We start from the raw sequence: 13,069 nt of genomic DNA, 5'->3' as shown, positions 1-13,069 counted from the left end.
CGCCATCGCTCTGCTATGTTTGCGCGGGCACGACCCCGCGCCCCTTTCAGTTCCGACACCGATCCAGACCATGGCCACCTCCCGCAAGCCGACCGATACCCCACCCGCCGGTTCCCCTGCCCTGCAGCGCCCGCCCGCCGAGATCCAGTACGCCGCGCAGATCGCGCAGCTGCAGGCGCAGGACAAGGACCCGCGCCCGCCGGGCTGGGCCATGAGCCTGAAGGCCGCGCGCGCCTTCATCCTCGGCGATGCGCAACTGGGCATCGCGCCGAAGATCGTGGCGCCGGTCGCGAGCATCGAGCGCATGCTGGTCACCCTGGCCACCGGCCGCGGCCTGATGCTGGTGGGCGAGCCGGGCACCGCGAAGTCGATGCTCTCGGAACTGCTAGCGACCGCGATCTCGGGCGTGTCCACGCTGACCATCCAGGGCGGCGCCTCGATCACCGAGGACCAGATCAAGTACGGCTGGAACTACGCGCTGCTGATCAACGAGGGCCCGAGCCCGCGCGCGATGGTGCCGGCGCCGCTGTACATCGGCATGCAGCAGGGCCAGGTGGTGCGCTTCGAGGAGATCACGCGCGCGCCGCTCGAGGTGCAGGACTGCCTGCTGGGCATGCTGTCCGACCGCGTGATGGCCGTGCCCGAGCTCTCGGGCGAGCACGGCATGCTCTATGCGCGCGAGGGCTTCAACATCATCGCCACCGCCAACACGCGCGACCGCGGCGTCAACGAGATGAGCGCCGCGCTCAAGCGTCGCTTCGACTTCGAGACCGTGTTCCCGATCCTCGACTTCGAGCGCGAGCTCGCGCTGGTGCGCGAGTCGTCGGCACGCCTGCTCGCGCAGAGCGGCATTCCGAAGACCGTGCCGCAGCCGGTGCTCGAGCTGCTGGTGGCCACCTTCCGCGACCTGCGCGGCGCGCCGGCCTCGTCCTCAGAGAAGAACGGCGGCGGCAGCGACGCCGCGATGGACCGGCTCACGGCCGTGATGTCGACCGCCGAGGCGGTCAACGTGGCGCATGCGGTGGGCGTGCGCGCCTGGTTCCTCGAGCAGCGCGAGGGCTCGCCGGCCGACCTGGTCGACTGCATCGCGGGCACGGTGGTCAAGGACAACGCAGACGACCGCGCCAAGCTGCGTCGCTACTTCGAGCAGAAGGCGGCCAAGCGCAGCGGCGAGCACTGGCGCGCCTACTACGAAGCACGCCATCGGCTGCCTTGAGAAGCGTTGTGCCATGGGCGACCAGCAAACAACACCAACAGCCGGACGCAGAGGACGCGAAGGTTCCGCGAAGAACGCGAAAGAAGAAATGAAAAACTTCTTGGGGCTGTTCCTTTCGCGACCTTCGCGAAATCTTCGCGTCCTCTGCGTCCGGAAGTCCGATCCCGCATTCATAGACGCTCGCGGTTGCCAAGGATGAACGCGCCCCACATCGTCGGCGTGCGCCACCACAGCCCCGCCTGTGCGCGGCTGGTGGTCGAGCGCATTCGCGCGCTGCGCCCGGCCCATGTGCTGATCGAAGGACCGGCCGACTTCAACGCGCGGCTCGAGGAGCTCTACCTGCCGCACCGGCTGCCGGTGGCGATCTACAGCTACCTCTCGGCCGGCGAGACGCACCACGGCTCGTGGTCGCCGTTCGCCGAGCATTCGCCCGAATGGCAGGCGCTGCAGGTGGGCCGCGAAGTGGGCGCCGAGGTCCGCTTCATCGACCTGCCGGCCTGGCACGGCGCCTTCTCGCGCATGGAGAACCGCTATGCCGACGTGGCCGACACCCAGCACGAGGAACGCGCCGCGGCCTACGAGCGCGCGCTGACCGAGCGGCTCTCGGTGCAGGGCCGCGATGCGCTGTGGGACCACCTGTTCGAGGACGGCTGCGACAGCGCCGAGCTCGCGCAGCGGCTGTCCACCTACTTCGAGCACCTGCGCGGCGAGGACCCAGGCTCGCTCGGCAACCAGGCGCGCGAGACCATGATGGCGCGCTGGATCGCCTGGGCCATGGCGCAGCCCGCGGTGCAGGCCGGCGCGCCGGTGCTGGTGGTCTGCGGCGGCTACCACGCGCCCGCGCTCGCGCGGCTGTGGCCGGGGCTGCCGGCGCAGCGGCCCGAGACGCCCGAACCCGAGGTCGAGGACACCCCCGATGCCGACGAGGACACCGTGGTGCGCTACGGCTCCTACCTCGTGCCCTACACCTTCAAGCGGCTCGATGCCTTCGCTGGCTATGCCTCGGGCATGCCCTCGCCGGCCTACTACCAGTGGATGTGGGAGCTCGGCCCCGAGGGCGCCGCGCACCGCGCGCTGCAGCAGGTGATGCAGCGGCTGCGCGACAAGAAACTGCCGGCATCCACCGCCGACCTGATGGCGGTGCACCTGCGCGCGCAGGGCCTGGCGCGGCTGCGCGGCCACGAGAAGCCGCTGCGCTCCGACTGGCTCGATGCACTGGCCGGCGCCCTGGTCAAGGAAGCGCTGGACGCGCCGCTGCCCTGGACCTACCGCGGCCCGATGCGCCCCGGCACCGCGCCGGTGCTGGTGCAGGCGATGGACGTGCTGGCCGGCGACATCGCGGGCCAGCTCGCCGACGGCACGCCGCAGCCGCCGCTGGTGAAGTCGGTGCGCGACGAGCTCGCGGCGCACGGCCTCGAGCTGCGCGGCCAGCGCAAGCTCGACCTGCTCGATGCCGCCGACCGCGCGCGCAGCCGCGTGCTGCACCGGCTCGCGCTGCTGCGCCTGCCCGGCGTGGTGCGCAGCCAGGGACCGAAGCTCGCGATGTCGGGCGAACGCACCGAGGTCTGGACCCTGGGCCAGCCCTTCGAGCAACAGGCCGCGCTGATCGAGGCCGGCGCCTGGGGCGCCAACCTGCACGACGCGGCGCGCGCGCGGCTCGAGGACGAGCTGCGCCATGCGCAGGGCCGCATCGGTCCGCTGGCCGAGGGCCTCAACCAGGCCGCCTGGGCCGGCCTGCCGGCGCTCAGCGGCGCGCTGCTGCGCGAGCTGCAGCAGGCGATGGCGCAGGAGCCGCGCTTCGAGGCCATGGGCCCTGCCCTCGCGGTGATGCACACGCTGCTGCGCCACGGCCAACTGCTCGGCATGGCCGACGCGCCGGTGCTGCGGGTGGCGATCGAGGCCGGCTTCGACCGCGCGCTGTGGCTGCTCGAGCCGCCCGCCGCGATCGCGCCTTCCGACATCGACGCGCACCTGCAGGGCCACCTCGCGCTGCGCCGCATCGTGGCCGACGTGCTGGCCGACCGCGAGGACGCGGCGCAGGCCGAGCCGCTCGACGTGGAACCCGCGCGCGCGCTCGCCGTGTGGCAGCGCAAGGCGGCCGATACCGGCGCGGCGCCGCTGAGCCGCGGCGCTGCGCTGGGCGCGACGCTGAGCCTCGCGCACCGCGTGCCGCAGGCCACGCAGGCCGGCGTGGCCGATGCGATGCAGCTGCTGCACGCGATGCCCGCGCCCGTGCTCGGCGATGCGCTCACGGGCCTGCTCGCACTGGCGCGCGAGACGCTGTCGTCCGAACCCGCCTTCGCCGCCGGCATGGACCGCACCGTGCAGGCGCTGGACAACGCCGACTTCGTGCGCGCCATGCCGAGCCTGCGCGCGGCCTTCGCCTGGCTGCCGCCGCAGGAGCGCGGCCGGCTCGCCGACCAGGTGCTGACGCTGCACGATGCCACCCACCTGTCGCGCCGCGCGCTCACGGCCCGGCGCGAGGGCGAGGCCGCGCCCGAGGCGCTGGCCGCGGCGCGCGCCGCCGAGGACGCGGCGATCGCACGGCTCGCGGGCTGGGGCCTGAGCCTCGATACGGAAGAACAGCCATGAGCCTCGACATCCCCGATCCGCTGCAGCGCTGGCGCCTGCTGCTCGGCGATCCGGCCGAGCGGGCCTGCGGCGGCCTGAGCGCCGAGGCGCAGGCGGCCGACGCCGCGCTCGACTGGCTCTACGGCCGCGACGGCGACCGCGCCGAGCGCGGCGAACGCAGCGCCGGCCTCGGGCCCTCGGCGCTCAGCACGCCCGACTGGATCAACGCCATCCACACGCTGTTCCCCAAGGAAGTGATCGAGCGGCTCGAGCAGGACGCGGTGGAGCGCTACGGCATCGACGAGGTGGTGACCAACCTCGAGGTGCTCGAGCGCATCGAGCCTTCGGAGTCGCTGCTGCGCGCCGTGCTGCACACCAAGCACCTGATGAATCCCGAGGTGCTCGCGGCCGCGCGCAAGCTGGTGGCCGAGGTGGTGCGACGCATCATGGAGAAGCTCGCGACCGAGGTGCGGCAGGCCTTCAGCGGCAGTCGCGACCGGCGCCGGCGCTCGCGCATGAAGGTGGCGCGCAACTTCGACTTCAAGCAGACGCTGGCGGCCAACCTGCACCGATACGACCCGCAGCGGCGCAAGCTCTACGTCGAGCGGCCGGTGTTCATCAGCCGCACCAAGCGCCATGCCGAGCCCTGGGACATCATCCTGCTGATCGACCAGAGCGGCTCGATGGTCGACTCGGTGATCCACAGCGCGGTGATGGCCGCCTGCCTGTGGCAACTGCCCGGCATGCGCACGCGGCTGGTGGCCTTCGACACCGCGGTGGTCGACCTCACGGCCGACGTGTCGGACCCGGTCGAGCTGCTGATGAAGGTGCAGCTCGGCGGCGGCACCGACATCGCGAAGGCCGTGGCCTATGCGCAGTCGCTGGTGGCCAATCCCGCGAAGACCATCGTGGTGCTGGTCAGCGACTTCTACGAAGGCGGCAGTCCCTACGAGCTGGTGCGCCGCGTGAAGGCGCTGGTGGAGGCCGGCGCCAAGGTGCTGGGCCTGGCCGCACTCGATGCGAAGGCCGAGCCGAGCTACGACCGCGAGATGGCCGCGCGGCTGGTGCGCGAGGGCGCGCAGATCGGCGCCATGACGCCGGGCCAGCTCGCGGGCTGGCTGGCCGAGAAGGTGCAGGCATGACGGCGGTGCGCGGCGACCTGCTCGAACTCACGCCCGAGGCGCTGACCGCGCTCGCCAACGCGGGCTTCGTGAAGCGCGCGCAGAAGGACGTGGCGGCCGGCCTGCTGCCGCTGCTCGAGACCGCCGACGACGGCACGGTGAGCGCGCGCTTCGACGACGGCGTGCGCACCAGCCTGCCGCCGGGCCGCACCCTGCGCGATGCGCAGTGCAGCTGTCCGGCCAGCGGCATGTGCCGGCACCGCGTGATGCTGGTGCTGGCCTACCAGGCGCAGGCGGCCAGTGCCTCGGCCGCGCCGGCGGAGGACGAGGTCGACGCCTCGGCCGCGGGCGGCGAATGGAGCCCGGCCCATTTCGACGATGCCGCGCTCGCCGCGAGCTTCGCGCCCTCGGTGATCGAGCAGGCCCAGCGCCTGGCCGCCGCGCGGCCCGTGGTCGCGGTGCAGGCGTGGCGCAGCGCGAGCGCGCCGCCGATCGCGCGGCTGCCGATGTGCAGCGTGCGCTTCTTCTCGCGCAGCTCGCTGGTGCATGCGCGCTGCGACTGCAAGCAGGGCAGCGGTTGTCCCCACGTGGTGGTGGCGCTGTGGGCCTTCCGCCAGGCCGGGCCGCTGGCCGCGGGCTCGCCCGAGCGCATGGTGGAGGTGCGCGCGCCGGCCGACGGCGACGCGGCCGTCGACGGCCACCGCCCCGCGGCGCTGATGCAGGGCGAGGCCGCGCGCGCGCTGCAGGTGCAGCTCGAGGCGCTCTGCCTCTCGCTCTGGCTCGATGGCTCGAGCCAGCCGCTGATGGCGCTGGCGGCGCGCTTCGAGGCCGCGCGCGAGCAGGCGCGCGCGCTGGGCTGGCGCTGGGTCGAGGACGGCATCGACGAGCTCTGGCTGCTGCTGCAGGCGCAGCAGGCGCGCAGCAGCTGTTTCGATCCGCGGCGGCTGCTGCACGTGATGGCCGAGCTCTGGGCGCGGCTGCGCGCGGCGGCCCATGCCGACAGCGCGGCCGGACCGCCGCCGCTGCCCGCGAGCCAGATCCTCGGCGTGGGCGTGAAGGGCGAGGTCGCGCTCGATCACCTGCGGCTGGTGTCGCTGGGCGCCGAGCTCTGGTCCGACGAGAGCGGCGAAGGCGCGAGCGTGATGTTCGCCGACCCCGACACGCAGGCCGTGACGGTGCTCGAGCGCCAATGGTCGCGCGCCGACGATGCCACGGCCGGCGGCACGCCCGCGAACCTGCTGGGCCGCCGCGTCGCGGGCTTTCCGCTGCGGCAGCTCGCGAGCGGGCAGGTCATCACCAAGACCGCGACCCGGCGCGCCAACGGCCAGATCGACATCGCGCCCGGCGCGCGCCAGACCGGCGTGATGCCGCTGTCGCCGAAGTCCTGGGACGACCTCGTCGCGCCGCTCAAGCAACCGAGCGTGCAGGCACTGGTCGCGCACCTGCGCGAGACCCCGCCCGACTTCGTGCGGCCGCGCCAGGCGGCGAGCGGTGCCGCGGCGGGTGCCTCGGGCCAGTTGCATGTGGCGGCCTTCGAGCACATGGCGGTGCTGGCCAGCCACTGGGATGCGGCGGCGCAGGTGCTGCATGCGCGCATCGGGCGCGCGGCGGACGAAACGGAAGCGACCACGCCTGCCGATGAAGTCCCGCCGCTGCACCTCGCCCTGCCCCACCGCGCGGCCGCGCCCGGTGCCGTCGATGCGCTCGCGCGCGCGCTCGCCGGCGAATGGGGCGCGCTGCGCGCCGTGGCCGGCAGCGTGCGGCTGCAGGACGGCGAACCTGTGATGCAGCCGACGGCCCTGCTGACCGCGCAGCGCGCCGTGGTGCTGCAGGCCGAGGCGCCCGCGCCGCAACCGTTGCCGCTGCAGGGCGAGCACGAGGAGCCGCCCGCGCTCAACGCGCTCGCGACCGACACCCTCGACCTGCTCGCGCTGTGGCTGCGCCAGGGCCTGCGCCACCAGGGCGGCGGCGCCGCCTCGCGCGCCGAGACGCAGGCCGCGCAACTCGAGCGGGCCGGACTCGCGCGCAGCGCCAGGCTGCTGCGCGGCGTGCTCGGCCAGTTGCGCGCGGCGCAGCGCGGCGCGCTGGTGAGCCAGCTCGCGCTGCTGAGCCTGTGGATGCAGGGCGTGGGGCAGTAGGGACTAGACAGCGCAGCAGTTGCGGTACTCGAGCGCCGTGCGCCGCTCCACCTTCTTGAAGGTGTCGGCGAAGTGGCTGGGACTCGCGAAGCCGCAGCGCAGCGCGATGTCGGTCACCGGCAGCCGCGTGAGGTGCAGCATCTCCTTCGCATGCTCGATGCGCGCGCGGATCAGGTACTGGTGCGGCGTCACGCCGGTGCTGCGCTTGAAGGCGCGCAGGAAGGCATACGGGTCCATGTCGAGCAGCGCGGCCAGTGCGGTCAGCGACACGCCGATCTCGAGTCGGCCGCGGATGTGCTCCTTGACGCGCTCGAGCGCGGCCTTCGACAGCAGGCCCTCGGCCTGCGTCTCGCTGGCCGCGGCCGTGTGCGTCTGCCGCAGGTGCGCGAGCAGCGCGATCAGCAGCGTCTCGCCATAGCCGGGCCCCTCGGGCTGGCCGGTCTTCGCATCGGCATGCAGCGCGAGCAGCAGCTGCGCGATCAGCGGGCTCGACACGTTGCAGCAGGGCACCAGCGCGCGGTCGCCGCCATCGCTTTCGCCGGCATTCTGGAAGTGGCGCGGATCGATGCTCAGCGTGAGCGCCTCGCACGGGTCCCAGGTGCGTCCCTTGATCTGCGCGCCGGCCGGCAGGATGCTGATGCCCAGCGGCTGCGCGGTCGCGGACCAGAAGCGCTCGTCGTGCAGGCGCATCTCGAAGCGCGTGGGACCGCCGAGGTTGACCGAGACGCAGTGGCGGATCAGCCCGCCCTCGACGTTGTCCATCGGGTCGGCCTCCTCGTGCTCGAGGAGCATGCCTTCCCAGCGGGCCTCGAAGAGAAGCCTGCCGCAGCCGCGGTCGATGCCGACCGGCTGGCCGCGGCCCTGCACGCGCTGCCGAACGCCCATGGCCTGGTCCTTGTGGTTGTATGTTGTCTCCGGGCGGCGATGGTTTGCGAGCGGACTTACAGCGCGCTGACGGGTCGCCGACGCGGCGCCGCTGCAATTTTCCGGAAGCCGCACCGCCGCCGCGCGGGGCCGGCACGGCGCGCATGCGCCTGCAATTCCCCGGAAGCGCCGAAACGCCCTGCCGCGAATACTTCTCCCACACGCAACGAAGCGCGGCGGCCTGCGCCGCGCGAACGGTGCGTGGATCACAACAACGGAGACACGCAGGAATGAAACGCGCAAGACTCATCGGCGCCGCCGCCTCGGCGACGGCACTTCTCATGGCATGCGGTGGCGGCAGCGGCGGGGGCGCGGTGCTGCCCATCCTGCCGCCGCCCAGCAGCGTGGCCGAGCCGCCCGCGCCACCGCCGCCGCCCGAAGGCCCGCCGCCGCTCACGGTCGCGAAGGCCGTCTGCACCGAAGGCGGCACGCCCGAATCGGCCCTGCAGGGCCAGGTGCCGGCGGCGATGCGCCAGGGCTTCAAGGGCTTCTCGTGCAACCTGCAGCTGGTGGGGCAGTTCGAGGGCGAAGGCGGCAACTGGTCGGCGGCGTCGTTCCGCGATCCCGGCGGGCGCACCTGCGCCTATCACGCGACCGCGCATCCGATCGGCTACGACGGCAAGCCGCGCGGCCGCGTGAATCCCGGCGTGCCGGTGATCGACATCACCGATCCGACCAAGCCCTGGCGCTCGATGTCGCTCACCACGGCCGCGATGATCGACCCGTGGGAATCGCTGCGCGTGAACGCGCCGCGCCAGCTGCTGCTGGCCGACAACGCCGGCAATGGCGGCGTGCTCGGCGGCGCCGAGGTCGACATCTACGACCTCTCGGCCGACTGCCGCACGCCGCAGCTGCTCGCGAGCATGGAGGTCGGCACCGGCAAGGACGGCGGCATCGTGCCGCCGGACAAGCCGAAGGGGCACGAGGGCAACGTCTCGCCCGACGGGCTGACCTACTACATCGGCGACATCACCACCGGCCGCTACCACGCGGTCGACATCACGAACTCGACCAAGCCGCGCATGGTGTCCTCGTTCGACATGAAGACCGTCGACCTCGGCATTCCGCACGGGCTCTCGGTCAGCGAGGACGGCAAGCGCGCCTACGTGGTGTCCGCGAACATTCCGGCGCCTGGCGAATTCCTCGACCCCGACGCGAAGACGCGCAACGGCTTCCTGATCCTCGACACCTCCGAGGTGCAGGCGCGCGTGCCCAATGCGCAGATGAAGGTGATCTCGGCCACCACCTTCAAGGACGGCAGCGTGGCGCAACACACCATCCCCGTGACCATCGCGGGCAAGCCGCACCTGGTGATGGTCGACGAAGGCGGTGCCGCGGGCCTGAGCGACACGGCCAACGTCAAGCTGGCCTGCGAGGCGAAGATGGCGCCCTACCCGATGGCACGCATCTACGACATCAGCGACGAGAAGAAGCCCGTGCTGGTATCGAAGCTGATGCTCGAGACGCACGACCCCGCGAACTGCGACAAGGTGCTGCCCGACATCGCGGGCCTGTCGACCTTCACCTATGGCAGCCACTACTGCTCGGTCGACAACCGCGGCAACGGCACCGCGCTGGCCTGCTCCTATTTCAACTCGGGCGTGCGCGTGTTCGACATCCGCAATCCGGCGCGACCCAAGGAGATCGCGTACTACAACCCCGCGGGCGCGACCACGCCGCGCGCCGGTTCCTTCCACAGCCAGCTGACCGTGGCCGGCAGCGGCGGCCCCGACTGGTGCGCCTCGCGCGCGGACTTCGATTTCGATCGCGGCCTGCTCACGACCATGTGCCAGGACAACGGCCTGCTGGTGCTGAAGTTCGCGAAGAACACTTGGCCGTTTGCGCAGAGCACGCCTTCGACATTGCAGAACTGAAGACGATGGGAGGCGGGGATTGCAGTTCCCGGAACTGCATTCCCCGCTCGCGCTCGATCGCATCTCGTCGCAATGGACAACGAATCTTGCAAGCAGACATCGCCATTTATTCCTGCCGCTATTGCAGTAAGAGTGCAGTAAGTGCTCATGCCAAGACTCCCGCCGGACCTGGCGCCATCGGTCCTTCTCGCACATGCGAGAGAACCGCGCCCGGTTCATCAAGGAGACAAACCATGAGATTCCAGGGACATCCTCGCGCCGTGGCCACCATGATGGCCACGGCATTTCTCGCTGCCTGCGGCGGTGGCGATGGCGGCACTTCGGTGCTGGCATTTCCACCACCGCCCACGGGCATCGTCGAGCCGCCCGCACCACCGCCGATCACGGAAGGGCCGCCACCGCTCACAGTGCCCAAGGCCGTCTGCGCCGAGGGCGGCACGCCCGAATCGGCGCTGCAGGGCCAGGTGCCCGCGGCGCTGCGGCAGGCCGGCTTCCAGGGCTTCTCGTGCAACCTGAAGCTGGCCGGGCAGTTCGAGGGCGAAGGCGGCACTTGGTCGTCGGCGTTCTTCCGCGATCCCGGCGGGCGCACCTGTGCCTACCACGCGACCGCGCACCCGATCGGCTTCGTCAGCGGCAAGCCGATCGATCGCGTGAACCCCGGCGTGCCGGTCATCGACATCACCGACCCGGCCAAGCCCTGGCGCTCGATGTCGCTCACCACGGCCGCGATGATCGACCCGTGGGAATCGCTGCGCGTGAATGCGCGGCGCCAACTGCTGCTGGCCGACAACGGGGGCAACAGCGGCCTGTCCGGCGGCGCCGAGGTCGACATCTACGACCTCTCGGCCGACTGCCGCACGCCGCAACTGCTCGCGAGCATGGAGGTCGGCACCGGCAAGGACGGCGGCTTCCAGCCGCCGAAGAGTCCGAGGGGGCACGAAGGGAACGTGTCGCCCGATGGCCTGACCTACTACATCGGCGACATCATGAGCCAGCGCTACCACGCGGTCGACATCACGAACTCGACCCGGCCGCGGATGGTGGCTGCGTTCGACATGGCCCCCATCGGCGCGGTGACCGCACACGGGCTCTCGGTCAGCGAGGACGGCAGGCGCGCCTATGTGGTGTCGGTCGGCACGCCCACGGCGCAAGAGGTGCTCGATCCCAACGCGAAGACACGCAACGGTTTCCTGATCCTCGACACCTCGGAAGTGCAGGCGCGCGTGCCCAACGCGCAGATGAAGGTGATCTCGGCCACCACCTTCAAGGACGGCAGCGTGGCGCAGCACACCATCCCCGTGACCATCGCGGGCAAGCCCTACCTGGTGATGGTCGACGAGGGCGGCGCCGCGGGCAAGAGCGACACGGCCGCCGTCAAGCTGGCCTGCGAGGCAAAGATGGCGCCCTATCCGATGGCGCGCATCTACGACATCAGCGACGAGAAGAAGCCCGTGCTGGTGTCGAAGCTGATGCTCGAGACCCACGACCCCATGAACTGCGACAAGGTGCTGCCCGACATCGCGGGCCTGTCGACCTTCACCTACGGCAGCCACTACTGCTCGGTCGACAACCGCAACAACGGCACGGCGCTGGCCTGCTCCTACTTCAACTCGGGCGTGCGCGTGTTCGACATCCGCAATCCCGAGCGACCCAAGGAGATCGCGTACTACAACCCCGCGGGCGTGACCGCGCCGCGCGCCGGCTCCATCCACCGGCAGATGTCCTGGGCCGGTCGTGGCGGCCCCGACTGGTGCGCGTCGCGCGTGGACTTCGACTTCGACCGCGGGCTCCTGACGACCATGTGCCAGGACAACGGCCTGCTGATGCTGAAGTTTGCCGAGAACACCTGGCCCTTCGCGCAGAGCACGCCTTCCATGCTGCAGAACTGACGATGACACGAACCCTCGATCGACATCTGCGCGCATGGACGGCCGCCGCCGCCATGCTGGCGAGCGCCCTGCCCTTCAACGCCGAAGCCTGGGAAGCCGACGTGCATTTCGGCCTCACGCGCTGGCTCGCGGTGCAGGCGGGCTTCAGCGCGCCGCAGGCCGATGCGATCGCGACCGGCAATCAGCGCGTGGACTTCGGCGCGATGGAGACGATGCTGCTCGTGACCGAGTACGCCTGCACCGGCGCTGATGCCGAGGGCCGCGCGGAGGCGGCACGCGCGGCGCGGCGCCTGCACGCCCCCGGCGGCGGCGAGGCTTCGACCGAGGCGCTGCGCACGCTGCTGCGCGATGCGGGGCCGAAGGCCGGATTGCTGCTGCTCAAGTTCGGCGAGGCGCTGCATCCGCTGCAGGATGCATCGGCCCACGAAGGGGCGGACGCGGCCGGGATCGGCGCGCCCGCCATCGCGGGACTGCCCTGCGATCCGCCGCCGCTGACCGCGGCATCGGGCGGCGAGCAGGCTCATCGCGCCGACCTGACCGCGGCGCGCCCGGCCGCCGCGCTCGCGATGGCGCGCGCGAGCTTCGAATGGCTGCAGCGCTATCCGCCGATCGCGGACGCAGCGCGCGTGGCCGCCGACTGGCCGCGCGTCGAGGCGCAGCTCGGCGGCTTCGTGACGGCGTCCACCAAGGCGGCGAAGGCCGCGTGGTTCCGCGAGCACGGCATGGAGGACACGGGCTTTCTCGAAGGCATCAGCCTGCCCGATGGCGCGCAGGCCTGGACCGCGACCTGGTCCGGGCGCCGGCTGCCGCGGCTGCAGCAGGCGGCCTCCACGCAGCATGGCGTGGCCGAGGAGGTGCGCCGCTTCTTCGACGACTTCTTCGCGGCCTGGCTCGGCGATGGCGACCCTGCCGCCGCGCTGGGCCTGGCCAAGGGCGAAGGCACGCCCGCGCAGCGCGATCTCGCGGCGCGGCTGCGCCTGTGGCGCCTGCACGATCACGGCGCCGCGGCCGCGCTCGCGCATGCGCCGTCCGCGCTCACGCGCGCGCAGCTGCAGCGTGTCGACGCGCTCGCGCGCGACCGCTCCGCCTATGCGCGCTATCCACGGCCGGCCGATGCCTTCTTCCCACTGATGGCGATCGAGTCCTATGCGCCGCCGCTGCTGCCCTACATCGTGCGGCCGCTGCCCGCGCTCGCGGACGACGAGCCCCGGATGCTCGCGATCGCGAAGCTGCGGCACGCGCCCTACGACGAGCTGCTGCTGGTCGCGCAGCGCCGCGCGGGGCGCTGGTCGGTGGTGTCGCTGCAGGGCCTGAGGGACCACTGATGCGGCCCATG

Annotated in this window: 8 protein-coding genes; 7 read left to right on the top strand and 1 reads right to left on the bottom strand. The window is 71.9% G+C overall.

The genetic code is table 11. The annotated features are described in order from the left end of the window. The first annotated feature begins 70 nt into the window (after positions 1-70). The 4 genes from R0232_RS08160 (at position 71) to R0232_RS08145 (ending at position 7,046) form a co-directional block, all read left to right on the top strand. Positions 71-1,216: an ATP-binding protein gene (locus tag R0232_RS08160; RefSeq protein WP_431511802.1), complete on the top strand. Its 1,146-nt coding sequence runs from the start codon at positions 71-73 to the stop codon at positions 1,214-1,216. A 195-nt stretch (positions 1,217-1,411) separates the two neighbouring features. Beyond that, positions 1,412-3,808 (top strand): DUF5682 family protein, encoded by a 2,397-nt coding sequence (locus R0232_RS08155; protein WP_431511801.1) that lies wholly within the window; start codon positions 1,412-1,414, stop codon positions 3,806-3,808. Further along, on the top strand, positions 3,805-4,929 hold the full coding sequence (locus R0232_RS08150; protein WP_057596088.1) for a VWA domain-containing protein: 1,125 nt from the start codon (positions 3,805-3,807) through the stop codon (positions 4,927-4,929). Before R0232_RS08155 ends, R0232_RS08150 begins: the two co-directional genes overlap by 4 nt. After that, positions 4,926-7,046 carry an SWIM zinc finger family protein gene (locus R0232_RS08145; RefSeq protein WP_431511800.1) on the top strand — a complete coding sequence of 707 codons (2,121 nt, stop codon included), beginning with the start codon at positions 4,926-4,928 and terminating at the stop codon, positions 7,044-7,046. Before R0232_RS08150 ends, R0232_RS08145 begins: the two co-directional genes overlap by 4 nt. 3 nt (positions 7,047-7,049) lie before the next feature. On the opposite strand, the gene R0232_RS08140 is transcribed toward R0232_RS08145, so the two are convergent. Then, complete coding sequence (locus R0232_RS08140; protein ID WP_431511799.1) at positions 7,050-7,931, bottom strand: helix-turn-helix transcriptional regulator; 882 nt, start codon at positions 7,929-7,931, stop codon at positions 7,050-7,052. A 269-nt stretch (positions 7,932-8,200) separates the two neighbouring features. Here R0232_RS08140 and R0232_RS08135 point away from each other — a divergent pair, with 269 nt between their 5' ends. The 3 genes from R0232_RS08135 to R0232_RS08125 all read left to right on the top strand — a co-directional run bounded on the left by R0232_RS08135 (position 8,201) and on the right by R0232_RS08125 (position 13,058). Next, positions 8,201-9,844 (top strand): LVIVD repeat-containing protein, encoded by a 1,644-nt coding sequence (locus R0232_RS08135; RefSeq protein ID WP_431511798.1) that lies wholly within the window; start codon positions 8,201-8,203, stop codon positions 9,842-9,844. 233 nt (positions 9,845-10,077) lie between these two features. After that, on the top strand, positions 10,078-11,733 hold the full coding sequence (locus R0232_RS08130; RefSeq protein WP_431511797.1) for an LVIVD repeat-containing protein: 1,656 nt from the start codon (positions 10,078-10,080) through the stop codon (positions 11,731-11,733). A gap of 2 nt (positions 11,734-11,735) precedes the next feature. Next, entirely contained in the window at positions 11,736-13,058 is a 1,323-nt protein-coding gene (locus R0232_RS08125) for a hypothetical protein (protein WP_431511796.1), read from the top strand. The last annotated feature ends 11 nt before the right edge of the window (positions 13,059-13,069 follow it).

The organism is Variovorax sp. DAIF25 (assembly GCF_050711835.1).
GTDB lineage: Bacteria > Pseudomonadota > Gammaproteobacteria > Burkholderiales > Burkholderiaceae_C > Variovorax.
The sequence above is the reverse complement of the archived record's forward strand: the minus strand, read 5'-3'. Positions and strand labels throughout refer to the sequence as shown.